Here is a 22,596-nt window from a genome sequence, read left to right as displayed (position 1 = left end):
CGCTGGATGCGCCCGGCGGTCTGGATCATGAAGGGTCCTGAAAGGGTCGCGGGCATCGCGGGCGGAATCATTGCCGCCAGTCGCGCAGGTAATCAAGGAAGATGCGGTCCACGCGCGCCTCGTTGCCGTCGGAGTGCCCAGCCGAATGCGGCGTGGCGATCACGTTTGGCAGCGTCCAGAGTGGCGACGCGGCGTCCAGCGGCTCGTGTTCGAAGACATCCAGAAAGGCGCCAGCCAGCGCGTTGGCGCGCAGTGCCTCAATCAGGTCGGCTTCGGCAACGACTTCGCCCCGCGCGACGTTGACGAGCCGGGCGTGCGGCGCCATGGCGGCCAGCACGTGGGCGTTCACCAGGCCGCGCGTGCGGTCGCTCAAGGGGCACGCCAGCACCAGCCAATCGGCACGGCCCGCAATGTGCGGCAGGTCTTCAAAGGCGTAGGTCTCCACGCCGTCCGCGGGCGGCGCGGCCGCGCTGCGCACGGCGATGACGTTCAGTCCCAGCATCCGCAGATACCCGCCCAGCGCGCGGCCGATCGGCCCCCATCCCACGATCACGGCGGTCTGCCCTGGCAGATCGCGCGGCATCCGGTCACCGATCAGCGGCGTCCAGGTTTGGGCACGCTGGGCGTCGAACAAGCGCGGAAACTCGCGCGCCAGCGCCAGAATCCCGGCCAGCGCGGTCTGCGCCACCACCTGCGCGTTGGCGCCGGACGAGGTGGTGACACGCACGCCGCGGGATTTCAGTTCGCCAAAGATCGGCCGGTCCGCGCCCGCCGAGTGCACGTGCACCCAGGCCAGCTTCGGCGATTGACGCAGCGAGACGTAGAAGGCTTCAAGCGGTTCCAGGACGCGATGCTTGGTCGACAGGCCGGTCACATCGCGCGAGATGAAAGCGACATCGGCACCGGCGGGCGCGCTGCCCTGCGTCCGCGCCGCGATGACGGGTTCGAACGCGCGTCCATCCAACGCCTGCGCGATCTCGCTGCCGATGCGGCTTAGCGTCGGTTCGGACATGAGGATCCGCAGCGGTTGTTGTGGTCTGGTCATGGGCGGCAGCCCACGCGCGAAAAGCAGGATGCGGTCTGCGATACATCTGCACTGCTCATCTCGGATTGCTCCCTCTTGCACGCGATGACGGCGGCACGGGACGCCGAGTCGAGGAAAATTCTAGAGCGCGCTTTTCTTCACTACAAATTGTTGGTTTTTACTTATTATTCGGTTTTGCCAATATATAGAGCGGTGGCGAATCATGTCGACCAAGCGCAGCATCACCCTGCGGCACTTCCGCAGTTTCGTGGCGGTGGCCAACACCGGCTCGTTCACCGTGGCGGCGTCGCAGCTCTTTCTGACGCAGTCTTCGCTGACCGCGACCATCCAGCAGTTTGAAGACGCCGTGGGCGTCAAACTGTTCGACCGCAGTACGCGCCGCGTGGCGATGACGCCGGAGGCCGCCCGCTTCAAGGCGGAGGCCGAGCGCATCCTCAGCCAGTTCGACGGCGCGCTGAGCGACCTGGAGGCGTTGTCGCAGGGCCGCCAGGGACACGTGCGGATCGCGGTGGTGGCGTCGGTCACCAACTACTTTCTGGGCGACGCCATCGCGGCCTTTCGCCAGGCCTATCCGAAGATCACGTTTTCACTGCACGACGCCGGCTCGGAACTGGTCGAGAAAATGATCGCCAACGGCGACATCGATTTTGCGATTTCGACTTCGCACCATGGTTTGGAAGAGTTGGTCTATACGCCGCTGTTCGAGGACCGCTACGGCGTGATCTGCGCCGCGTCGTATCCGTACGCGCAAGGCGCAAAGCCATTGAAGTGGGCCGACCTGGATCCGGCGCAATACGTGGGGTTTACCGAAGACACCGGCATCGGCGCGTTCCTGCGCGCACACGCCGGCAAGCCGGGGTTCTTCGAGCAGCAGCACGATGAGGTGTCGCGCACGTCGTCGCTGCACGCCGTGCTGCGTGGCGGCGGGCGATATTCGATCCTGCCGGCGCTTGCGGCCAGCTCCATCGCGCCGTCGCAGACGCTAGGGAGCGAGCCGGGGCCGTTCGTGTTCCGGGAACTGAGTTCGCCCCGGTTGTCGCGCGAGGTCTGTCTGATCACGCGACGCTTGCGGTCGCTGTCGGCAAGTTCGGAACTGTTCCTGCAGTACATCCGGGACGTCATCCACGACAAGCCGGTGCCAGCGGGGGTGAAGGTGCTGGGCAGAAGAACCAAAAAGGCGCCGCCTTCCGGGGTCTGACAGGAAGGCCCGAATGCTCATCCCGGTTGCGGTCCGCCCCCCCGCAACAACTTGCCCGGCAGCTCTCCCGTTGCCTCGCCGCGTTCGAAGATCGGCAGACCGTTGACCAGCGTGGCCGCGTAGCCATCGGCACGCTGCACCAGCCTGCGCCCGCCTCCCGGCAGGTCGAACACCATTTCCGGGCAATGCACCTTCAGCGCATCCGGGTCGATGACGTTGATGTCGGCCTTGTATCCCGGCTGCAATAGCCCGCGATCGTGCAAGCCATACACCAGCGCGGTATCGCGGGTCTGCCGGCGCACCACGTGTTCAAGCGGCAGGAGCGGACCTCGGCGGCGGTCTCGCGTCCAGTGGCTGAGCATGAAGGTCGGCATGCTGACATCGCAGATGTAGCCGCAATGCGCGCCGCCGTCGGAAAGGCTGTTCACCGTGTTGGCATGCTGCATCAGCTGGTGCAGGTGATCGAGGTTTTCGTATGAGTAGTTGAAGGACGGATAGTAGAGAATCGCCCGGCCCTCGTTCTCCAGCATCAGGTCATACACCAGTTCCAACGGAGGGCGCCCGGTGCGCGCCGCCATGGCCGCCACGCTGTCTTCCGGCAGCGGCTCGTAGTCGGGGTCCTGGCCCAGCCGGTAGATCTTGTGAAAGCTGCTGAACAAAGTCTCGGCCCGGCGGTCCAGCAGGCCACGCTGCTCGCTCATGATTTTCTGGCGGACCTGCGGATCGCGCAGTTGCGCGAGCTTTTCTGGCAGGGGCAGCGCGTGCAGCGCCTGATAGGTCGGATGGGCAATGAAGGGATGCAACGAACTTTGCCAGGAGAAAAGGATGCCCAGCGGCCGGCCGCTGATGCCGGCCATGAGCGGCACGCCTTCATCGCGCGCCTTGTCCAGCGTGCGTACGATCTGCTTCCAGACGTCAGGCGCGCCGTCGGTCTGCTGAAGGTTGAACAGCACCGGCAGACGATTGTGGCGGGCAAGCTGTTCCAGCCAGGGAATCTCGCCCTCCATCGCGGGATGGTTGGCCGTCATCTGGAACACGCCGTGGCCGACTTCGCCCATGACGGAGCCCAGCGCGCTGATCTCTTCGCCGGTGGCGAACGTGCCCGGCGGGTACTTGCGCTCGTCGTACTTGTGCAGGAACGTCCGCGACGTCGAAAAGCCGACCGCCCCCGCCTGCAAGGCGGCGCGCACGACCTCGCGCATGGCCAGCAGGTCGGCGGGCGAGGCCTCGTCGTGATGAATGGCGCGGTCGCCCATCACGTACGCGCGCACCGCGCTGTGCGGGATCTGCGCCCCGATGTCCAGCGCCTTGGGCCGCCGATCCAGCGCATCCAGATACTCGGGAAAGGTTTCCCAGTCCCATTCGATGCCTTCCGACAGCACCGAGCCCGGAATGTCCTCGACGCCCTCCATCACCTTGATCAGCCATTCGCGACGGTCGGGCTTTACCGGCGCAAAGCCCACCCCGCAGTTGCCCATGATGGCGGTGGTGACGCCATGCCATGTCGATGGGCTGAGGTACGGGTCCCACGTCGCCTGGCCGTCGTAATGGGTGTGGATGTCGACCCAGCCCGGCGTCACCAATGCGCCCGCCGCGTCGATCTCTCGCCGCGCGGCGCCCGCCTTGCCGCCCGCCTGTACGATCCGGCCGCCGTCGATGGCAAGGTCGCCCACCCGGGAGCTGGCGCCTGAACCGTCCACCAGCGTGCCGCCGCGTATCACTACATCGTGCATTGTTGTCTCCTGGGGCCCGCGGGCCCGTCAGCCTTATTCCAATACCAGCCCGATCCGGCGGATCACGTCGCCCCACCGCGCGCTGTCGCGCTGCACGATGGCCGAGAATTCCTTCGGCCCGGCGCCGCTGACCTCATTGCCTTGCGACAGAATGGTCTGGGTGATTTCAGGGGTTTCCAGCGCGGCGCGAAACACCTGGGCCACGCGTTCGGCCAGTGCGGGCGGCATGTCGCCCGGACCGAAGATGCCTTGCCAGCCCACGATGTTCAGACCCTCGATCCCCTGCTCCTCCAGCGTCGGCAATTCAGGCAGCACGCTCAGGCGCCGGTCCGTCGCCGGGCCCAGCAGCTTGACCTTGCCGGCGCGGGCGTTTTCGACCGCCGTGGCGGTGCCGTCGAAGTAGACCTGCACATCGCCCGCCAGCAGCGCGCGGCTGGCGTCGGCAGTGCCCTTGTAGGGCACGTGGACGATGTCGGTGCCCGTTTTCATCTTGAGAATCTCGCCATTCAGGTGCGAGGTCGACCCGGCGCTGTACGAGGCGTAGTTCAGTTTTCCGGGGTTCGCCTTGGCGTAGGCAATCAGCTCGGCGGTTGTGGAGAACGGCGCGTTGTTGTTGGCGACCAGCACGGTGGCCGACCTGACCGCCTGCAGGACCGGCGTGAAGTCCTTGACCGGGTCGTACGGCAGCTTTTTGTACAGATGCGGATTCTGCGTGTGCGTGACGACGATGGTGTACAGCAGCGTATAGCCGTCCGGCTTGGCGCGCGCCACGTCCTGCGCGCCGATCATCGTGCCCGCGCCCGGCTTGTTGTCGATGATGACGGAGGCGCCGGTCTGCTGCGACACCTTGGCCGCCAGCATGCGCGCCAGCGAATCCGAGCCCGACCCCGCCGGAAACGGCACGACCATGCGTATCGGCTTGCCCGAGGCAGGCCAGGCGTCGGGTTGCGGGGATGGCGCCGCGACGGCCGCCGTACAGGCCAGCATGCTCAGCGCAGCGGCTGCGCTCCAGCCCGCCAGATGGAATATCGGCTTGCGGTTCATGTTGTCTCCTCCTGCGAGGTTGGCGTGTCGCGGGGCCGCGCATCGCTCTGTATGGTGTTTTCCCGGGTGCTGGCAACATTTGCTGCCGGCCCGTGGTCAAGCTGTTTTAGTCTTGCAACTGACCCGAATCAATTGCATATTTGGCGCAATTCCGATGAGAAAAATACATGGGCCTGACGATACGTTCGCTCCAGCACTTTTCCGTCCTTGCCGAAGAGCGGCACTTCTCTCGGGCGGCCCAGCGGCTGCATCTGACGCAGTCGGCGCTGACGCGCAGCATCCAGTCCCTTGAAGAGACGCTGGGCCTGGTGCTGGTGGATCGCGCGTCGATCGGCGTGACGCCGACACAGGCGGGAAAAATGGTGCTCGACCGTTCGCGCCGCATCCTGGGCGATGTTCTCGCCCTTCGGCGCGAGGCCGAATTGATGAGGGGCCACGACACGGGACGCGTCAGCTTCGGGGTCGGGGCGTTTCCGGCGGCGGGGTTTCTGTCGCCGCTGCTGGTCCGCCTGGCACGCGATCACCCGGGCCTGAGCGTGCATGTAGAAATCGAAAGCTGGCAGCGGCTGTTGGACAAGCTGTTGCAGGACAAGCTGGACTTTGCCGTGGCGGTAACGCACAGCCTGCCGCCGCCGGCGGACTTCATCGTGCGTGCGTTGCCACCGCAGCACGGCGGCCTTTTCGTGCGGGCCGGGCATCCGCTGCAATCGGTCCGAAAGCCAAAGTTACGTGCCGCGTTGGCGCAATATCGGCTGGCTGCCACCGACCTGCCGCAGCGCGCGCGAGAGTATCTGGCAAAGCTGTATCAAGTGGCCGGCGTGGATGAACTGCCGATTGCCTTCGAGTGCGATAGCGTCAGCGCGCTGCGCGACGTGGCCGTGGGGAGCGACGTGGTGCTGTTCTGCACACGCGAGGCCATCGTCGCCGAGCTGGCGCAAGGGGCGCTCGTGCCGTTGCCCCTGCCCTATCCGGCCTCCGGCCCGCTGACCTACAGCGTCATCCACCGCGCCCGCCGCAGCTTGTCGCCTACCGCGGAACGGATCATCACATTGGTGCAGGCGTATCTGGCGGGCGAAGGGGCTGACGGGGCGGCGGACTGATCCCTGAGCGATGGCGCGGTGTCATTCCCCGCGCCATGCGATTCACACACCCGCCCCCGGATCCTGCTCGCGCCGCTCCGCGTCTTCCTGCGCGGCCACGTCTTCAAGCTTGACCTGACTGGTGCTGCCGTGCGTGGCGGCGCACTGCGCGGGATTCTGGGTGCTTTTGACGCATTCCGCGAATGCGAGCGCCGCGTCCACGGTCGCGAAGTGATACGACTGGCCGTCGGCGAACGCGACCTTTCCTTCGACAGAACAATCCATGAGTACCTCCAGGGTTTCGGAAAGCCCATGCTGCCGCGTTGGCGCGGCGGCGTCAATTCACCCGGCGGGGCAGCACCGCCCGCATCCATCGCGACAGCACGGGACGGATGCGCTGGTTGTGCAGCAGCACCGCGCCCAGCACGCCGATGAAGGCGCCCAGCACCGTGTCCACAAAGCGCGCCTCGATGACGTCGATGGGATAGCCCTGCCCCAGATGCGGCGCCTCGGCCAGGAAAATGGTCAAGGGCGTGATCAGCACAACCGCGCTGGCGTAGTGCCGCACCACCAGCGTCTCGATGCCGAAGGACAGCGCCATCATCACCAGGCTCAACGTCCAGACGTTGAGAGGCAAGCTGAGCAGCGCCCACGCCACGCACAGGCCGACCGCCGTGCCCAGGATGCGGTGCATCTGCCGGCTCCACGCCGCGCGCAGGCTGGCGCCCTGAATGATCGCCAGGCAGCTCACCGGCACCCAATAGGGCCGTTGAAGCTGCAGCAGTTCGGCCGCCAGCAAAGAGATACCGACGAAAAGGCCGATGATCACCGAGTCGTAGACCACGAAATCGAAGGTCGGCTTGGGCAGCTCGATGGGCGCGGGCGGCGGCGCGACGCGCGTCATGTGCAGCGAATAAGCAAAGGCCACCAGGCACGCAACCAGGCAGCCCAGCGCCACCATGCCCACGCGTAGCGGCACGTCGTGGACGGTGCCGGGCGTGTAGGCGGCAATCGCCGTGGCCATGATGAAGAACAGGCTGCCCGGCGGTCCCAGGCGATAGCAGCGGCACACCATGTTCACCACCATGGCAATCAGCGTCAGCGCCGCGATGGTGGCGGTTGGCCAGAATTGCGTCAGCGCGCCCAGTGCGTAGCAGGCGACCATGCCGAACGACGCGGCCAGCAGCATCATCATGCGGATCTGCAACGAGGCATTGGGCAAGCTCAGGAACACCATGCCGCCCAGGCTGGACATCAGCCCGTAGTCCATGCGCCCGAAATACGCGCCCACCATCAGCGGCAGGCCCGACGACAGCGCGGCGGCCAGGGGCATTTCCCACGGGCGGTCGCTGGCGTTGACCCGGGTCAGCTCGGTCCAAGTGCCGTGCAGCTGGTCCTTGACGAAGGCGAAGGGGCGCCTCGGGCGGTCGTCCGGCCCTGCGGGATCGTCGTGTCGTTTCATAGGCTGGCGTGGGTGCGGTCTGGCGTATTCGGCCCGCCGGCCGCCGCGGGCAAGCGCGGCGCGACGAGCCGCGCATGCCCGATTCTATTCCTCATCAAATTCCGTCTTGCGGATTTAAGGGGAATTCCCCGATTCTCCCTCCCGGACCCACTGGTACTATGCGCCGCACTTCAGCCTTCGGCTGAGCGATAAACATGCGCAACGCTGCGCGGAGACACCATGAAAGCACTCAAACTGGCTGCGGCAGGAACCGCCTTGTTCATCTCGTCCTGGACCGCCCATGCCGGCGCGACCTTCGACGCGGTCAAAAGCAAGGGTTTTGTCCACTGCGGCGTATCCACGGGCGTCGCGGGCTTTTCCGTGAACGACAGCAAGGGCGGCTGGATCGGCCTGGACGTGGACCTGTGCCGCGCGCTGGCCATCGCCCTGTTCGGCGACGCGTCCAAGGCCAAGATCCAGGCGATCAGCGCCGTGCAGCGCTTCACTGCCCTGCAATCCGGCGAAGTCGACGTGCTGACCCGCAACACCACCCTGACGCTGACCCGCGACACGACGCTGGGCTTGATCGGCGTGGGCGTCAACTACTACGACAGCCAGGGCATCATGGTGAACAAGTCCCTGGGCGTGAAAAGCGCCAAGGAACTGGAAGGCGCCACCGTCTGCGTGCAGCCGGGCACCACCACCGAACTGAACCTGGCCGACTGGTTCCGTTCGCAGAACGTCAACTTCAAGCCGGTCGTCGTCGAGCGCCTGGACGAGATCATCCGCGCCTTCGCCGTGGGCCGTTGCGACGCATTCACGGGCGACAAGTCGCAGCTTGCCGCCGCGCGCAGCAACCTGGAAAGCCCGGAAAAGTACGACATCCTGCCGGAGAACTTCTCGAAGGAACCGCTCGGCCCCATGGTCCGCCAAGGCGACGAGCAGTGGTTCAACCTGGTCCGCTGGACCATGAACGCCATGCTGGAAGCCGAGGAATACGGCGTCACGTCCAAGAACGTGGACGAGATGCTGAAAAGCACCAACCCGAACATCCAGCGCCTGCTGGGCGTGACGCCGGGCATGGGCAAGAACCTGGGCGTGGACGACAAGTGGGCCTACAACATCATCAAGACCGTCGGCAATTACGGCGAGAGCTTCGAGAAGAACCTGGGCCCCAACAGCCCCCTGAAACTGGAACGCGGGCTTAACGCCTCGTACCGCAACGGCGGCCTGATGTACGGCTGGCCGGTGCGCTAAAAAACGGGCCGCAAGGCCCGCAACGACTCCCCTAGGGTTAGCCGCAATTTGCGTGCGCTTGTGGGCCCCGTACCGTACGAGAAATATGTTTATCGTACAAAGTCCGGATCACATTTTTGGAGCAGCACGTGAAGCAGTAGGTCTATAACCCAAGGGGAAGTCGTCATGAAACGTCGCAGTGCGTTGAAGCTGATGGGGGCCGCCGCCGGCCTGCACCTGACCGGCGCAAGCTGGGCACAGAACGGGGCGTATCCGTCCCGCGTCATCAAGATCATCGTCTCATCCACCCCAGGCAGCGCCACCGATCTTGCGGGACGGTTGGTCGGCGACCTGCTCTATGCCAAGTACGGCCAGAGCGTGGTCATCGAAAACCGCGCCGGCGCCGGTGGCGTCATCGGCATGCAGGCCGCCGCCGCCTCCAAGCCTGACGGCTACACCCTCACCACCGGGGGTCTTGGCCACAACGTGCTGCCCCCCGCCACGCTGCGCGGGCTGCCCATCGACATCCCCACCGCACTGCTTCCCATCGCCCAGGTGGCCGAGTTCGTCAACGCGCTCGTCGTGCGCGTGGACCATCCGGCCAATACGGTGCCGGAGCTGATCGAATACCTGCGCGCCACGAAGCGCAAACCACTGTACGGCAGCAACGGCGTCGGCAGTTCGTCGCAGATGACGGCCGAACTCTTTGCCATGCGCACGGGGCTGAAGTTCGATCATGTGCCGTACAAAGGCGCCAGCGAGGCGCTGGTGGGCACGGCCAACGGCGACCTGGACCTCTGTTTCATGAACCTGCCGCCAACGCTGCCCATGGTGGACGGCAAGCGCCTGAAGGCGCTGGCGGTGACCAGCGCCTACCGCGCGCGGCAGTTGCCCAATGTGCCGACGATGCAGGAACAGGGCATGAAGGACTTCGACGTGACGAGCTGGCTGGGCATGTATGCGCCCGCGCAGGTGGACCCGGCGATCATCGCCCAACTGTCCAACACCATCGTCACCGGGCTGGCCGCGCCGGAATACCAGAACCGCATCATCAACGCCGGTTTTGAACCCAAGTTGCGCGACGCCGCGCAGTTCCAGGCGTTCTCCAAGGCGGAGTTCAAGCGTTGGAGCGAGGTCGCGCAGCAGGCGGGAATCGTGGTGGATTACGGCGGGAAATAGTGAAAGGCGGGACCGGCTGCATGCGCCGGCCCCGCCACGTCAGCCCCATCTTGGCGGGGCCGCGTCTATCGGCGCAGTGCCGTCAGGCGCGCGCCTGCCAGACCTCGGAATTGACCATGGCCTGCGGCTTCTGGCCTCCCAGCGCATCCATCAGATTGGCCACTGCCAAATCGATCATCGCGCGCCGCGTTTCGTGCGTGGCGCTGCCTACGTGGGCCTGCAGCACCACGTTCGGCAAGGCGCACAGCGGGCTGTCGGCCGGCAGCGGTTCCTGCTCCATCACGTCCAACCCCGCGCCCGCGATGGTGCCGGCGCGCAGCGCTTCGATCAGCGCGGCCTCGTCAATGACGGGGCCACGCGCGGTGTTGATCAGATACGCCGTGGGTTTCATCAGTTCCAATTCGCGCTTGCCAATGGAATGGCGCGTTTCCGCCGACAGCGGGATATGCACGCTCAGCACGTCCGACGTCTTGAAAAGTTCATCGCGATCCACATAGGTGGCCAGGCCTTCGGCCTGCGGGTCCTCGCGACGGTTGTGATAGATCACCTTCATGTCGAAGGCCTGCGCCGCGCGCGCCACGACACGGCCGATGCGGCCCATACCCAAAAGGCCCAGCGTCTTGCCGCGGATGTCGCGCGTCAACGGAAAGGCGCCCTTGGTCCAGGCGCCGCTGCGCACGAAGGCGTCGCCCGCCACCAGGTTGCGCGACAGGCACAGCATCAGGCCGATGGTCACATCAGCCACCGCGCCATCCAGCACGCCCGGCGTATTGCAGATCAGCACCTTGCGCCGCGTGGCGGCCGCCAGGTCGACGTTGTCGAACCCAACTGCGAAGTTCGAGCTGACCTTCAGCGCGGGCAATGCATCCAGCAGCGCCTGATCGACCTTGGTGCGCACGGTGCACACCATGCCTTCGATCTGCGCACGCTCGTCCGCGCCCAGCACCTCGGCCGGATTCTGTCCGGTGGGCACTTCGACGATGTCGCAGCGCTCAGCGAGGCGCTCGCGCAGGTCTGGCGGCACGGGTGCGGAGACGATGACTTTGGGCTTTTGATTCATTGGGGGCTCCAGTGGGGTCAGGGTTCGATTGCTTCGACGTCGGTGGCAAACACCTGTTGCTCTCCGGCGTCGACCAGCGCGGGCTCGGCGGGATGGTCCAGGTAACGGACGATCAGCCAGAAGCCGTCTTGCGGGTTCTCGACGATCTCGGCCAATGCGCCGCCCGCCATGCGCACGCGCACGCCGGGTTGCAGATCGACGAGGTTGATGGATTTGTTGTCGGCCATGCGATTGCTCCTTCGGTTCGCGTCTTGCGAGTCAGGCGCCGCGGCTACAGTTCAAGCTGCGACGAAGGCACGCGTACGCGAATGCCGTCCAGCTCGGGCGTCATGATGACCTGACAGGACAGTCGGCTGGTCGGACAGCGCTCGGGCACGACTTCCAGCAGCGCCTCCTCGGCCATGCCGGGCGGCTCCAGCCGCGCGTGCCAATCCGCGTCCACCTGCACGTGGCAGGTGCCGCAGATGGCGCCGCCCCCGCATTCGGCGACGATTCCTTCCAGGCCATCGCGCCGCGCGGCTTCCATCAGCGACCAGTCGTCGGGCACGTCCAGCACCTGTTCGGCGCCATCGGGCAATTCAAATATCGCAACGGGCATGTTGTCTCCAGGGTTCGTTTACACAGCGGCCGCAACCGCTTCGGGCGCGCCGATGCGTGGCACGCCCTTGATGAATTCCACGGGACTGTCGACCGCTTCGATCGCGGCCAGGCGCCCGTGCTGATAGCGTTCGACCAGCCAGCCCTTGGCGGTGGGCAGCAGGACGTCACGGCAAGGCGCGGCCGGGTCGACGAGGCCGGCCATCTGCAGACGGCGGCCCTGCTGTTCGGACCAGAAGGTGGGCGGACGCGCCGCTGGCGGGGCCTTGCCGGCAATGGTCGCCGCCGCCGTGCGCGCGTGCGCCAGCGCGTTCTGCACGCTTTCGATGCGGGCATAACGCTGCAGCTCTCCGCGAAAGGCGCTTGCGCAATCGCCAATGGCGTAGACGTCGGGCGCCGAGGTCCGGCAACATTCGTCGACGACCACGCCGTCCAGGCAGATCAGGCCCGCCGCTTCGGCAAGCGCCGTCTCGGCAACCGCGCCGATGGACACCAGCACGAGTTCAGCGTCGATGGGCTCTCCGCTGGCCAGATGGGCGCGCCAGCCCGTCGCCGTGCGTTCCCAGCGGCGCACCGCCGCGCCGTGGCGGATCTCGATGCCGGCCTCGCGGTGCAGGTCGCCGATGCGCGTGGCGGTGGGTTCGGACACCTTGCCCGCCATCACGTTGCCGCCTTGCTCCAACACCAGCACCTCGGCGCCCAGCTTGCGCGCCGAGCAGGCCGCCTCCAGCCCCAGATAACCCGCGCCCACGACGAGCAGCCGGATGCCGGGGCGCAGCGCCTCGCGCAGCCGGTGCGCGTCGTCCAGGCCGCGCACGGAAAACACCTGTTCGCCCGCCACCTCCGCAATGCCACGCGCGCTGGCGCCGGTGGCAAGCACGCAATGTTCATAGGCCACCTCGCGGCCCGACGCCGTGCGCAGCGTGCGCGCCGCGGTATCGATGGCGGCCACCGGATCGCCCGCCACCACGATCACACGCGACTTCTCGTAGGCGGCGCCCGCGCGCAACGCGATGCGCTCGGCGCTGGTCGAGCCGGTCAGCAGGGCCTTGGACAGCGGCGGCCGTTCATAGGGAGCATGCGTTTCCGCGCCGAACAGCGCGATATCGCCTTCAACGCCCGCGGCGCGCAAGGCCCACGCGCATTCGACACCCGCATGCCCCGCGCCGATGATGGCCGTGTGGACGCGCAGCGGGGCTGATGAGGTTTCCATGATGCTCAGGCTCCGAATTTCAGGGAAATGCTGGCTTTGGTGGCCACCTGCTTCCAGCGGGCCAGCTCAGCCCGGTTCAGCTCCGCAAAGGCGTCGGCCCCTCGCGGCTTGGGCTCAAAGCCCGCGGCGGTCAAGGTTTCCACCGACTGCGGTTGCGCCATGCCTTCCTGCAAAGCCGCGCTGAGCTTCTGCACGATGTCGGGCGGCATGCCGGCGGGGCCGTACACGCCCAGCCAGCTCGTCACGTCGAAGTCCGCCACGCCCTGCTCGGCCATCGTCGGCACACCCGGCAACTGCTTGCTGCGATAGCTGCTGGTCACCGCAATCGGGCGAATCGATCCCTTGCGGATCAGGCCCATCACCGGCGGCAGGTTGCTGAAGCTGAAGTCCAGATTGCCATTGACCACGTCCACCAGCATCTCGCCGCTCCCCTTGTACGGCACGTGCAGCAGGTTGGTGCCCGTGTGCTGCGCGAAGAAAGCGGTGGTCAGATGCACCGACGAGCCGATGCCGTTGGACCCATAGTTCAGGCCGTCCTTGCTGCGCTTGCGCGCCGTGGCGATCAGGTCGTCGACGCTGCGGATCGGCGAATCCGCCCGCACGATCAGCACGTTGATGAATTCGGCCATCTGCGCAATCGGCGTGAAGGCGCGCGCCGTGTCCAGCGGCAGTCCGGTCACGGTGGCCATCGGCAGCACCATGCCGCCCAGGCCGTTGAGCAGCAGGGTGTAGCCGTCCGGCGGCGCCGAAGCCACCTGCTGGCTGCCGATCATGCCGTTTGCACCCGGCCGGTTTTCCACCACCACCGGCTGGCCGAACTTGCGGGTGAGGATCTCGCCGGCCAGGCGACCCGCCACGTCCGTGACGCCGCCCGGCGGATACGGCACGATCAGGCGGATCGGCTTGCTGGGATACGCCGCGTCGGCGCCCCACGAGATTCCCGTCGCCGTCATCGCGGCCGCGCCGGCAATGGCCTTCAGTACAGTACGTCTTTGCATGCTGCAACTCCAGGTATGGGCGAGCGCGTCCTGTCGGCGGTCAGGCCCCGAGTGGAAGGAAAACCATCGAATCCCGGCAGGCGGGCCGGGTCCGGCATCAGCGCGCTAGAAGAAGATCGTCAGCGCCTTCGATAAGAGAACGTTCTGGTCCAGGTGGATCTCACGCGACAGAATCGTGAAGCGCCCGTCCCGCCTGCGCAGCACGTCCTCGCGCTTGCCCACGAACAGATTCACTTCGGATTGCAGGCGGTTTTGGTAGATCAGAAAGCGCGACCGCACTCGCACCAGGTCGCCGCCGCCCTCGTTGGGCGTCACGTCCAGCACGCGGATGTTGGTCACCAGATGGGACACACGCGAGGCCGGCTCTTCGGCCCAGTGAATGCCCGTCTTGATCTGCGCGACGCGCTGACGCAGCGTGTCGATGCCTTCGTCGAACCACGCGGCGTCCTGTTTGCCGGAGTATTCCTGCGCCATCGCATCGCGACGGACATTGCGCGTCAGCGGCATGCGATACGTGATGGCCTCGTCCAGGAGGGTGAGCCACTTGTCGAACTCGCGGTGGTCCAGCAGATCGGCCTCGTAGTGCAGAAAGCGGTGCGCTTCCCACCACAGCAGCATGTCGTCCACGCTGTCGTCCTGCGCAACGGTCGGCGCGCTCTCGATGGGTGCGTTCATGCCGCCTCCTCAAGGCGCACCGCGCCCGCCATCAGTTGGTCCCAGGACAGGCCGTTCATGAACTGCGCCCAGCGCCGGTAGTAGATCCGGGCGTTTTCCTCGGTGTATTCGCCGTTGACCGCACAGCCGGGAATCTCGGGTACGTCCTGCCGGTGGCCCACGCCCATCTGGTAGTTGAAGAAGAGTTCGCGCGACATCGCACCCATGCTGGCCTCGGTGGCGCCCGTCCAGTTCTCCATGTCGTCCGATTCCGTCATGCCGCCCGGTCCGGAATAGCGCAGGAAATAATGGCGAGCCGCCTCCTTGACCGCCTCCGGCGCATCCTTGTCCACCAGATACATGCGCCACATCTCCATCTCGGTCGAGCTGATCGGATGGAACACCGCCAGCGTGCGCGGCTGGCGTCCGTGGAACGACATGTTCGGAAAGATGGTGCCCACGCTGGTCTGCACCCGCATCGCCGAACCCAGCGTGCGTTCGCGCTGCTCATGGATTTCGCGGTAGTAGGCTTCCACCTCCGGGTAACGGCCGTATTGCGGCGCGTAGGGGCCTTCTTCGTAGAACGGCAAGCGGCCCAGCAGGCCGTGGCCCAGTTCCGGAAAACAGATCGCCGACCGCGTGGCCGACGCATCGCGCCGCCCTTTTCCGCCGCCCGGCCCGATGCCCACGATGTCCACCGAGCGGTGGCTGATGTCGTGGTACAGATCGCCAATGAAGTTCTCGGGCGCGAACTTCCAATTGCACTTCACGCGCCACTTCTGCACGCCGCCGATCACCTCCGAGCCGCCAGGACTACCGTTGCGATGGTCCAGCGCCGCATCCAGGTACAGGCGCATGTTGCCGATGTAGTCCAGGAACGGCGGCGCGTTCGGATCCCACGTTGCCCAGATGGCGCCCTTGTAGTTCACCACCTGCGCCACCGTCTTCAGGCCCCACTGCTTCTTGTCGAGCTCGCCCTTGTAGTGCGTCGCGTGGCCGGGCACCCCGACCAGCTCGCCGGGCCGTTCCACCAGTTTGCCGTCGGTGGAAAAGCTCCAGCCATGGTACGGACAGGTGAAGGTCCGGTTGTTGCCGTGGTCATAACGGCACAGCTTCATGCCGCGATGCGCACAGCTATTGAGCATGACCTGGATCTGCCCCTGCCGGTCGCGGGTCAGGATCACGGACTCCGTGCCCATGCGCGAGACGAAGTAATCGTCCGGCTTGGGCACCAGGCTTTCGTGCCCCACAAACAGCCACGCGCGCGAGAAGATCTGCTTCAGTTCCTGCTGAAAGATCTCTTCGTCCACGAAGATGGACCGGCTGACCAGTCCTTCCTCGGCGCACACCAACTCATCGATCGTCTTCTGACCCATCACCACTTCCCCTTGGAGGATGCCCTTATTGGGCGCCTACGGCTTCTCAGCCGTGGCCGCCGCTGTACGCAGACGTGCTTCCGTGTTGTCGACGTGCGTGCGCGCGTACTGCCGCGCCAGCTCCACGTCGCCCTTCTCGATGGCGGCAAACAGCGCTTCATGCTCCTTCTGCGCCTGCGCCCCGCGGCCCGCGATCTTGGCCGACCGCGAGCGCGACACGCGCAGGTTCTTCTTGAGCAGGACCGCCAGGAAATCGAAGAAATTCAGATAGTGTTCATTGCGCGTGGCGCGCGCCACGCAGCGGTGGAACTCCATGTCGGCATCCACGCCAACCGCCACGTCGCCCGACGCAATCGCATCGGCCATCTTGCGCAGCGCCAGCCGCATCGCGGCCAGATCGTCCTCGTCCCGCCGAGCCGCCGCCAGTGGAGCTGCTTCAATCTCGAAGCCGCGGCGCAATTCCACGATGCGCAGCACCTGATCCGCGTCGCCAATGTCCGCCGCCTGCATGCGCAGCACCGACGGCCGCGCCGTCTGCATGACGGTCAGCCCGCGGCCCTGCTTGCTTTGCACAATGCCGTCGCCCTTCAGGCGGGAAACCGCTTCGCGCAGCACGGTGCGCGAAACGCCAAGCCGGGTGGCGATGGTCTGCTCTGGGGGCAGGACCTCGCCGACTTGGTAGTCGCCACTGGTGATCTCGTCCAGCAGCATCTCGGTGACGCGGTCCGTCAGATTGGGCTCTGACGAGAACGGCGGGACCGACTCTCTTTTCAACAGTACTCGGGAAGCTGAATCAGGCATAGGAAGTCTCGTCCGAAAACGTGCATCTCATTGCCAGCCCGCGTTGCCTCGGCTGTGGACGCGTCCCGGGAGGGGAGCGTTGAAAATACGATAATCGTATAAGGATATGGGCAGGTATTAGGGGAAGTGCGGATGCTGGTCACATGCGCACACCAAGCCTGATCCGGGGCCGGATCAATCCCCGTTTATCATTGCCAACGTAGCGAGTTCACGCGAATGCGTTACTCTCCCCTCCCCAAATCAGTCTGCAAGGAGTTCCCTCATGGCACAAGCCTCCGCCCGTCACATCCTCGTTTCCACCGAAGCGAAGGCCAACGAACTCAAGACCGCCATCGAAAACGGCGCTGACTTCGCCCAGCTCGCCAAGGAAAACTCGAGCTGCCCGTCGAGCCGCGACGGTGGCAACCTGGGCACCTTCGGCCCGGGCCAGATGGTCAAGGAATTCGACACCGTCGTGTTCAGCGCCCCGGTCGGCGAAGTGCAAGGCCCGGTGAAGACCCAATTCGGCTACCACCTCGTTGAAGTGACCAGCCGCAAGGACTAAGTCCTCGCCGCCAACTGGCTCAGAAAGCCGCCGCCAGGAGCAATCCTGGCGGCGGTTTTTTTTCGCCTGGCGCCAGCGCCACCCCACGCTGCACCGCAGCACCGGATTCCCTATCAATTGATAATTTCTGTTCAGGTGACAGGACCCGAAGGCCTGCGACAGAATGGCCTACACCCGGAGGAGACAGCCGGGGCCACAAGAATCCACAGCGCAATCACACGGCGCCAGAGGCCCATGAAAAAGTCCAGGAAGGTCATCATCACCTGCGCCATCACCGGTTCGGTCCATACGCCGTCGATGTCGCCCTATCTGCCCGTCACGCCCGATCAGATCGCGCAGTCTGCGCTGGATGCCGCCGAGGCGGGCGCGGCCATCGTGCATCTGCACGCGCGTCAGCCGGACACCGGCCAGCCTACGCAGGATCCGGCGCTGTATGGGCAGTTTCTGCCGCGCATCAAGGAGGCGTCGGACGTTGTGGTCAACATCACGACGGGTGGATCGCCAGTGTTGCCCATTGCCGAGCGCATGGCGCCGGCCCTGCAGTTCAAGCCCGAAGTCGCGTCGCTGAACATGGGGTCGATGAACTTCGGGATGTATGAGCTGCTGGAGCGGTTCAAGGAATTTCAACACGCCTGGGAACGGCCCTATCTGGAGGGCAGCAACGACCTGATCTTCCGCAACACGTTCAAGGACATCGAGCACATCCTCACGTCCTGCAGTGACAACGGCACGCGCTTCGAGATCGAGTGCTACGACATCGGCCACCTGTACACGGCCGCGCATTTCGTGGACCGCAAGCTGCTCAAGCCGCCGTTCCTGATCCAGTCTGTGTTCGGCATCCGCGGCGGCATCGGCACGCACCCGGAAGACGTCATGATGATGAAGCGCACGGCGGACCGGTTGTTTGGCGATGACTACATCTGGTCGGTGCTGGCCGCCGGGCGCAAGCAGACGCCGCTGGCGACGATGGCGGCCACGATGGGCGGGAACGTGCGCGTGGGCCTGGAAGATTCGTTGTGGGACGGCCCCGGCGAATTGGCGCAGTCCAACGCAGACCAGGTACGCCGCATCCGGCGGATTCTGGAAAACCTGTCCTTGCAGGTCGCCACACCCGACGACGCACGCGAGACCCTGCAACTGAAGGGACGCGGCAACGTCGCGTTCTGAAAACACACATCCACCCAGTGGGGAGACGAGACATGAAGAAAACGTTGCGTGCGACGGCATTGGCCGCGCTGTTGGGCATGGCGGGCGCGGCCCAGGCCGATGACGGGGTCATCCGAATCGGATTCATCACGGATATGTCGGGGCTGTCGGCCGACGCCGATGGACCGGGAGGGGCCGAGGCGATCAAGATGGCGATCGCGGACATGGGCGGCACCGTGGCAGGCAAGAAGGTGGAAGTGCTGGTCGCAGACCATCAGAACCGGGCGGATATCGCGTCGTCACGCGCCCGGGAATGGCTGGATCAGCGCGGCGTGAACATGCTGATCGCAGGCGCAAACTCTGCAGCAGCGCTGGCGATGGCGAAGGTGGCCGAGGAAAAGAAGACGCCGTTCTTCGTGGTGAGCGCGGGCGCGTCCGAGCTGACGAATTCGCAGTGCACGCCCTATACCGTGCATTACGTTTACGACACGGTGTCGCTGGCGCGAGGCACGGCGCGCGCGATGATGAAGGAAGGCAACAAGGACTGGTTCTTCCTGACGGTGGACCACGCGTTTGGTCACGCGCTGGAGCGGGACGCATCGAAGGTGGTGCAGGACGATGGCGGCAACGCCAAGGGCCGGGTGCGGCACCCGTTGAACACGGCCGATTTCTCGTCGTTCATTCTGCAGGCGCAGGCCTCGGGCGCGCAGGTGCTGGGCCTGGCCAATTCCGCCAGCGACACCAGCAATGCGGTCAAGGCAGCCAACGAGTTTGGCCTGACGCCCAAGATGAAGATTGCCGGCCTGCTGGTGCTGATCACCGACGTGCATGCGCTGGGCCTGCAAGCGGCGCAGAACATGTACCTGACCACGGCGTGGTACTGGGATCAGGACGACGCGTCGCGTAAATGGGCGTCGCGTTTCGAGTCCGTGATGAAGAAGAAGCCTTCCATGCTGCAGGCCGGCGACTATTCCGCGGCAACGACCTATCTGAAGGCGGTGGAAGCCACCAAGAGCACCGACGGCGACACCATCATGAAGTGGTTGAAGGCCAATCCGGTAAATGACTTCTTCGTCAAGGACGGCAAGATCCGTGCGGACGGGCTGATGGTGCACGACATGTTCCTGATGCAGGTGAAGACGCCGGCGGAATCGAAGGCGCCGTGGGATTACTACAAGCTGGTGGCGCGGGTGCCGGGCGACCAGGTGTATACGTCGCCTGCGGAATCGACCTGCCGCTTGATGAAGCCCTGACCATGACCCGACCGGAAACCCCTATGCATACGCCCGCCGCGATCACCGCCCTGCCCGTCGACCTGTTCGGAAAGCGCGTCATCGTCACGGCCGGCGCGTCCGGCATCGGCGCCGCGCTGGCCGACGCGTTTGTGGAGCGCGGCGCGCGCGTGCATCTGTGCGACGTGGATGAACAAGCCCTGGCCGCGTGCCACCATCCCTGGGCGCGCGCAGATGTGGGCAGCCGAGCCGAGATCGACCGCTACATGCAGACCGCGCTGTCGCATCTGGGCGGGCTTGACGTGCTCGTGAACAACGCCGGCATCGCGGGGCCGACGGCGGGCATCGCCGACATCACGGAAGCGGAGCTGGACGCGACGCTGGACATCAATCTGGCCTCGCAATTTCACACCGTGCGGCACGCGCTGCCGGCGCTGCGCGAGGCGGGCGGTGGCAGCATCATCAACATCAGTTCGGTGGCGGGCCGGATGGGCCTGCCCATGCGCACGCCGTATGCCGCCACCAAATGGGGCGTGGTGGGCTTGACACGTTCGCTGGCAATGGAGCTGGGGCCGTTGAACATCCGGGTCAATGCGCTGCTTCCGGGACTGGTCGCCGGACCACGCATAGAACGCGTGATTGCGGCCCGGGCGAAGAACATGGGCTTGTCGGTGGAGGAACAGACCCGACTGGAGCTGTCGGGCGTCAGCCTGCGGCAGTTTGTGCGCGCGGCGGACATCGCCAACATGGCGCTGTTTCTGGCCAGTCCGTTCGGGGCCATGGTCAGCGGCCAGGCAATCAGCATCGACGGCGATCTGCAATCGCTGCCGTGGCAGCCGCCGGCGCAATGACGGCGTGGCGATCGCCGCTACAGCAGCGCGATCGTCTCCGCGTAAACGCCCTGCCGCCGCGCCTGCGCCGTGGACCTCAGCGCATCCAGCAGCCGCCCGGTCAGCTCGTTATTGCGGGACTCGGCGCGCGTGATGAGCAGGAAGTCGAACCACTGGCGCGAGGCGAGCGGCACCGCCACCAGATCTGGAAACGACGCGACGATATCGGACGCGGACAGCGCGTTCACCAGGCTGATGCCCTTGACCGCGCGCACCGTGCCCGGCAGCAGCGACATGTGCGCCTGCATGCCGGACCGCAGCAGCAGCGAGTCGGCGATGTCGCCCTGCGCCACGACGTAGTCGGACCACAACGGCTTGACGTAGGTGTCCGGCGGAATATCCAGCGCCGAAATGGTCTCGCGTCCGGCCAGCGGGTGTTCCCGATGCGCGATCGCCATGACGTCCGCACGCAGAAACGGGGTGAAGGTCAGCCGCGTGCTGTCGCGGCCCACGGCGCCCAGGCCGAAGTCGGCGCGCATCGTTTCCACCGCGCTGATGACCTGCATCGACGATTCCACGTCGATGGAAAACGGCCGCGTACCGTTGATGTCCAGATAGCGGCGCACGGCGTCGGGCGCGTAACCCAGCGCCAACGCGGGCGACGAAGCGATGCGCAAGCCGCGCCCGCCGAATTGTTCGATGCTGTGCAGGGCCTCGTCGATACGCACCAGTTCGTCCAGCACGAACTTGGCCTCGCTGTAGAGATACTGCCCCGCCTCCGTGGGACGCAGGGTCTTGTGCGATCTATCGAACAGCTGGACGCCAGTCGCGCTTTCCAGGCGCGAGATCGCGTGGCTGATCGCCGGTTGCGTCAGGTGCATGGCCAACGCCGCCTGCCGCGTCGAGCCAGTCATGACCACGGCATAGAAAATCCGCAGGTCGTGGATGTTGAAGTTGCGCTTCATGCGGTGCGCACCTAACGCGTTGAAGGCTGGGCTTTGGGTGGCGCCTTGGATGGCGCCTTGGTCGCACTCATGCCGCCAAACGCAAACAGCCCCATCTGCGCGCCGGTCGCCCGCGTCAGGTAGTTGTTCTTGAGTGTCTCCCTGCCGCCGAACAGTGCATCGGTGTTGGCGCCCTGCGCCGCGCGGTTCTTGTCGATGTCGTTCTGTCCGTCGTGCATGCCTTCTTGCAGCGCGCGCCGCAAGGCTGGGTTCAACGACGCCGTGTCGTAGGCATCGCCAGGCCGCAGGCCCAGGCTGGCCATGCGCTCGCGCAGCATCGTCTCGGACTTGTGCGCGGGCGCGAACCGCAGCAGGAAGGCCAGCTCGTCGTAAAACTCGAGCGACGAATACATCTGCGCGCGCGGTACGGGCGCCATCCATTCGACCTTGGCGGGCGCCGCAGGCGCGGAACGGTTGCGGAACGCCGACAGGGGCTGGACCTTGAAGCGAGACTGGATGCGCTTGGCGTTGTCCTGGTCGGCGGGATTGAAGCGCTGCGTGCGGGCGACCAGCGTGGCAAGCTCCGTCTCGGCGCGAATCACCTTGGTGATGCCCGCGGGTGTCTTGCCCTTCCAGGAAGGACCCGCCACCAGGAACACGCCGCCGCCCAGGCCGCGCGAACCCAGGTCGCCGATGTGGTGCATATACAGGTCCATCACCTGCAACGAGGCGTCGCGCTGCTTTTCCACGCGAGGCACGGTGACGACGACGGGTTCAGCGCGCAAGTCCAGGGCCGCGTACGAATACAGATAGGCGGGATCCAGCCCGGCCGCCGCAGCGGCTGCTGTGCCCATCGGGTTGATGGTGTTCAGCGGCCCTTTGTATTGCGCGCCGTTCTTGTCGATGCTGTATGCATACATGGCCTGATAACTGGCGACCATGGGCGCGCCGTACAGGTAGGATTCGCGGGCGATGGTGCGCGCCTGTTGCGCGGAGACGCCTTCGATGCCGACCCACTGCGAGCCGGAAGCGGCGTCGGGTGACCTGAAGGTGCAGCCGGCCATGGCGCCCGCCAATGCGAAGACGGCAACGAGACCGATGAACGGACGGCAGGTGGCGCGGCGAAATGCGGTGCTAATCTGGCGGTGGCGCATTCAGGGCTCCGGCATGACGGGATGGCGCGGGCGCCCAGTGACGGCGGCGTGTAATGCGCCAGGCTCGAATTCCGGGGGATTCTGGCATATTT

General features: G+C 65.7%; 23 protein-coding genes. 8 read left to right on the top strand and 15 right to left on the bottom strand.

Going from position 1 to position 22,596, the window contains the following annotated elements; translation table 11 throughout:
- Positions 1-67 precede the first annotated feature (67 nt).
- Positions 68-1,012, bottom strand: coding sequence for a D-2-hydroxyacid dehydrogenase (locus KW836_RS06590; RefSeq protein WP_255595151.1), 945 nt, complete (start codon positions 1,010-1,012; stop codon positions 68-70).
- A gap of 235 nt (positions 1,013-1,247) precedes the next feature.
- On the opposite strand from KW836_RS06590, the gene KW836_RS06585 reads away from it, so the two are divergent.
- Entirely contained in the window at positions 1,248-2,243 is a 996-nt protein-coding gene (locus KW836_RS06585) for a LysR family transcriptional regulator (protein ID WP_218342760.1), read from the top strand.
- A gap of 17 nt (positions 2,244-2,260) precedes the next feature.
- Here KW836_RS06585 and KW836_RS06580 read toward each other — a convergent pair whose 3' ends face one another.
- Both KW836_RS06580 and KW836_RS06575 read right to left on the bottom strand, forming a co-directional pair.
- A complete protein-coding gene (locus KW836_RS06580; protein WP_218342759.1) occupies positions 2,261-3,976 on the bottom strand; it encodes an amidohydrolase family protein in 1,716 nt (571 codons plus the stop codon).
- 33 nt (positions 3,977-4,009) lie between these two features.
- Positions 4,010-5,020, bottom strand: a complete 1,011-nt coding sequence (locus KW836_RS06575) for a tripartite tricarboxylate transporter substrate binding protein (protein WP_175122277.1) — start codon at positions 5,018-5,020, stop codon at positions 4,010-4,012.
- A 167-nt stretch (positions 5,021-5,187) separates the two neighbouring features.
- On the opposite strand from KW836_RS06575, the gene KW836_RS06570 reads away from it, so the two are divergent.
- Entirely contained in the window at positions 5,188-6,120 is a 933-nt protein-coding gene (locus KW836_RS06570; RefSeq protein WP_218342758.1) for a LysR family transcriptional regulator, read from the top strand.
- A 42-nt stretch (positions 6,121-6,162) separates the two neighbouring features.
- Here the strand turns inward: KW836_RS06570 and KW836_RS06565 are convergent, their stop codons facing one another.
- Both KW836_RS06565 and KW836_RS06560 read right to left on the bottom strand, forming a co-directional pair.
- On the bottom strand, positions 6,163-6,384 hold the full coding sequence (locus KW836_RS06565) for a hypothetical protein (RefSeq protein WP_175137947.1): 222 nt from the start codon (positions 6,382-6,384) through the stop codon (positions 6,163-6,165).
- Positions 6,385-6,436: 52 nt separating this feature from the next.
- A complete protein-coding gene (locus KW836_RS06560) occupies positions 6,437-7,561 on the bottom strand; it encodes an FUSC family protein (RefSeq protein WP_218342757.1) in 1,125 nt (374 codons plus the stop codon).
- Between the two features lie 219 nt (positions 7,562-7,780).
- On the opposite strand from KW836_RS06560, the gene KW836_RS06555 reads away from it, so the two are divergent.
- Together KW836_RS06555 and KW836_RS06550 are read left to right on the top strand one after the other, a co-directional pair.
- Positions 7,781-8,797: an amino acid ABC transporter substrate-binding protein gene (locus tag KW836_RS06555; RefSeq protein WP_175122273.1), complete on the top strand. Its 1,017-nt coding sequence runs from the start codon at positions 7,781-7,783 to the stop codon at positions 8,795-8,797.
- A gap of 165 nt (positions 8,798-8,962) precedes the next feature.
- Positions 8,963-9,955 (top strand): tripartite tricarboxylate transporter substrate binding protein, encoded by a 993-nt coding sequence (locus tag KW836_RS06550; RefSeq protein WP_224776933.1) that lies wholly within the window; start codon positions 8,963-8,965, stop codon positions 9,953-9,955.
- Positions 9,956-10,037: 82 nt separating this feature from the next.
- Here the strand turns inward: KW836_RS06550 and KW836_RS06545 are convergent, their stop codons facing one another.
- The 8 genes from KW836_RS06545 to KW836_RS06510 all read right to left on the bottom strand — a co-directional run bounded on the left by KW836_RS06545 (position 10,038) and on the right by KW836_RS06510 (position 16,627).
- Positions 10,038-11,015, bottom strand: coding sequence for a 2-hydroxyacid dehydrogenase (locus tag KW836_RS06545; RefSeq protein WP_218342756.1), 978 nt, complete (start codon positions 11,013-11,015; stop codon positions 10,038-10,040).
- 17 nt (positions 11,016-11,032) lie between these two features.
- Entirely contained in the window at positions 11,033-11,242 is a 210-nt protein-coding gene (locus KW836_RS06540) for a hypothetical protein (protein ID WP_056324762.1), read from the bottom strand.
- Between the two features lie 44 nt (positions 11,243-11,286).
- On the bottom strand, positions 11,287-11,613 hold the full coding sequence (locus KW836_RS06535; RefSeq protein ID WP_056324760.1) for a 2Fe-2S iron-sulfur cluster-binding protein: 327 nt from the start codon (positions 11,611-11,613) through the stop codon (positions 11,287-11,289).
- 18 nt (positions 11,614-11,631) lie between these two features.
- On the bottom strand, positions 11,632-12,825 hold the full coding sequence (locus KW836_RS06530; RefSeq protein WP_218342755.1) for an FAD-dependent oxidoreductase: 1,194 nt from the start codon (positions 12,823-12,825) through the stop codon (positions 11,632-11,634).
- A 5-nt stretch (positions 12,826-12,830) separates the two neighbouring features.
- Complete coding sequence (locus tag KW836_RS06525) at positions 12,831-13,823, bottom strand: tripartite tricarboxylate transporter substrate binding protein (RefSeq protein WP_255595149.1); 993 nt, start codon at positions 13,821-13,823, stop codon at positions 12,831-12,833.
- A 105-nt stretch (positions 13,824-13,928) separates the two neighbouring features.
- Positions 13,929-14,498 carry a 3-phenylpropionate/cinnamic acid dioxygenase subunit beta gene (locus KW836_RS06520; RefSeq protein WP_218342754.1) on the bottom strand — a complete coding sequence of 190 codons (570 nt, stop codon included), beginning with the start codon at positions 14,496-14,498 and terminating at the stop codon, positions 13,929-13,931.
- On the bottom strand, positions 14,495-15,853 hold the full coding sequence (locus tag KW836_RS06515; protein ID WP_218342753.1) for an aromatic ring-hydroxylating dioxygenase subunit alpha: 1,359 nt from the start codon (positions 15,851-15,853) through the stop codon (positions 14,495-14,497). The genes KW836_RS06520 and KW836_RS06515 overlap by 4 nt, the downstream gene beginning before the upstream one ends.
- 36 nt (positions 15,854-15,889) lie before the next feature.
- A complete protein-coding gene (locus tag KW836_RS06510; RefSeq protein ID WP_239216150.1) occupies positions 15,890-16,627 on the bottom strand; it encodes a FadR/GntR family transcriptional regulator in 738 nt (245 codons plus the stop codon).
- Between the two features lie 289 nt (positions 16,628-16,916).
- On the opposite strand from KW836_RS06510, the gene KW836_RS06505 reads away from it, so the two are divergent.
- From KW836_RS06505 to KW836_RS06490, 4 genes are all read left to right on the top strand, one after another.
- On the top strand, positions 16,917-17,198 hold the full coding sequence (locus tag KW836_RS06505; protein ID WP_006385706.1) for a peptidylprolyl isomerase: 282 nt from the start codon (positions 16,917-16,919) through the stop codon (positions 17,196-17,198).
- Positions 17,199-17,432: 234 nt separating this feature from the next.
- Positions 17,433-18,365, top strand: coding sequence for a 3-keto-5-aminohexanoate cleavage protein (locus tag KW836_RS06500; RefSeq protein ID WP_218342752.1), 933 nt, complete (start codon positions 17,433-17,435; stop codon positions 18,363-18,365).
- Between the two features lie 32 nt (positions 18,366-18,397).
- Complete coding sequence (locus tag KW836_RS06495; protein WP_218342751.1) at positions 18,398-19,597, top strand: ABC transporter substrate-binding protein; 1,200 nt, start codon at positions 18,398-18,400, stop codon at positions 19,595-19,597.
- A gap of 23 nt (positions 19,598-19,620) precedes the next feature.
- Positions 19,621-20,427 carry an SDR family oxidoreductase gene (locus tag KW836_RS06490; RefSeq protein ID WP_218342750.1) on the top strand — a complete coding sequence of 269 codons (807 nt, stop codon included), beginning with the start codon at positions 19,621-19,623 and terminating at the stop codon, positions 20,425-20,427.
- A gap of 17 nt (positions 20,428-20,444) precedes the next feature.
- Here KW836_RS06490 and KW836_RS06485 read toward each other — a convergent pair whose 3' ends face one another.
- Positions 20,445-21,371, bottom strand: coding sequence for a LysR family transcriptional regulator (locus KW836_RS06485; protein ID WP_175137958.1), 927 nt, complete (start codon positions 21,369-21,371; stop codon positions 20,445-20,447).
- 11 nt (positions 21,372-21,382) lie between these two features.
- Positions 21,383-22,504 (bottom strand): DUF1254 domain-containing protein, encoded by a 1,122-nt coding sequence (locus tag KW836_RS06480; RefSeq protein ID WP_218342749.1) that lies wholly within the window; start codon positions 22,502-22,504, stop codon positions 21,383-21,385.
- Between the last annotated feature and the right edge of the window lie 92 nt (positions 22,505-22,596).

The sequence above is a fragment of the Achromobacter sp. ACM05 genome (genome assembly GCF_019218915.1).
Taxonomy (GTDB): domain Bacteria; phylum Pseudomonadota; class Gammaproteobacteria; order Burkholderiales; family Burkholderiaceae_B; genus Achromobacter; species Achromobacter animicus.
The sequence above is the reverse complement of the archived record's forward strand: the minus strand, read 5'-3'. Positions and strand labels throughout refer to the sequence as shown.

Bases quoted from the DNA above. Each gene is read 5' to 3' on its own strand.
- KW836_RS06590 (WP_255595151.1), bottom strand. From the start codon at position 1,012: ATGTCCGAACCGACGCTAAGCCGCATCGGCAGCGAGATCGCGCAGGCG.
- KW836_RS06585 (WP_218342760.1), top strand. From the start codon at position 1,248: ATGTCGACCAAGCGCAGCATCACCCTGCGGCACTTCCGCAGTTTCGTG.
- KW836_RS06580 (WP_218342759.1), bottom strand. From the start codon at position 3,976: ATGCACGATGTAGTGATACGCGGCGGCACGCTGGTGGACGGTTCAGGC.
- KW836_RS06575 (WP_175122277.1), bottom strand. From the start codon at position 5,020: ATGAACCGCAAGCCGATATTCCATCTGGCGGGCTGGAGCGCAGCCGCT.
- KW836_RS06570 (WP_218342758.1), top strand. From the start codon at position 5,188: ATGGGCCTGACGATACGTTCGCTCCAGCACTTTTCCGTCCTTGCCGAA.
- KW836_RS06565 (WP_175137947.1), bottom strand. From the start codon at position 6,384: ATGGATTGTTCTGTCGAAGGAAAGGTCGCGTTCGCCGACGGCCAGTCG.
- KW836_RS06560 (WP_218342757.1), bottom strand. From the start codon at position 7,561: ATGAAACGACACGACGATCCCGCAGGGCCGGACGACCGCCCGAGGCGC.
- KW836_RS06555 (WP_175122273.1), top strand. From the start codon at position 7,781: ATGAAAGCACTCAAACTGGCTGCGGCAGGAACCGCCTTGTTCATCTCG.
- KW836_RS06550 (WP_224776933.1), top strand. From the start codon at position 8,963: ATGAAACGTCGCAGTGCGTTGAAGCTGATGGGGGCCGCCGCCGGCCTG.
- KW836_RS06545 (WP_218342756.1), bottom strand. From the start codon at position 11,015: ATGAATCAAAAGCCCAAAGTCATCGTCTCCGCACCCGTGCCGCCAGAC.
- KW836_RS06540 (WP_056324762.1), bottom strand. From the start codon at position 11,242: ATGGCCGACAACAAATCCATCAACCTCGTCGATCTGCAACCCGGCGTG.
- KW836_RS06535 (WP_056324760.1), bottom strand. From the start codon at position 11,613: ATGCCCGTTGCGATATTTGAATTGCCCGATGGCGCCGAACAGGTGCTG.
- KW836_RS06530 (WP_218342755.1), bottom strand. From the start codon at position 12,825: ATGGAAACCTCATCAGCCCCGCTGCGCGTCCACACGGCCATCATCGGC.
- KW836_RS06525 (WP_255595149.1), bottom strand. From the start codon at position 13,823: ATGCAAAGACGTACTGTACTGAAGGCCATTGCCGGCGCGGCCGCGATG.
- KW836_RS06520 (WP_218342754.1), bottom strand. From the start codon at position 14,498: ATGAACGCACCCATCGAGAGCGCGCCGACCGTTGCGCAGGACGACAGC.
- KW836_RS06515 (WP_218342753.1), bottom strand. From the start codon at position 15,853: ATGGGTCAGAAGACGATCGATGAGTTGGTGTGCGCCGAGGAAGGACTG.
- KW836_RS06505 (WP_006385706.1), top strand. From the start codon at position 16,917: ATGGCACAAGCCTCCGCCCGTCACATCCTCGTTTCCACCGAAGCGAAG.
- KW836_RS06500 (WP_218342752.1), top strand. From the start codon at position 17,433: ATGAAAAAGTCCAGGAAGGTCATCATCACCTGCGCCATCACCGGTTCG.
- KW836_RS06495 (WP_218342751.1), top strand. From the start codon at position 18,398: ATGAAGAAAACGTTGCGTGCGACGGCATTGGCCGCGCTGTTGGGCATG.
- KW836_RS06490 (WP_218342750.1), top strand. From the start codon at position 19,621: ATGCATACGCCCGCCGCGATCACCGCCCTGCCCGTCGACCTGTTCGGA.
- KW836_RS06485 (WP_175137958.1), bottom strand. From the start codon at position 21,371: ATGAAGCGCAACTTCAACATCCACGACCTGCGGATTTTCTATGCCGTG.
- KW836_RS06480 (WP_218342749.1), bottom strand. From the start codon at position 22,504: ATGCGCCACCGCCAGATTAGCACCGCATTTCGCCGCGCCACCTGCCGT.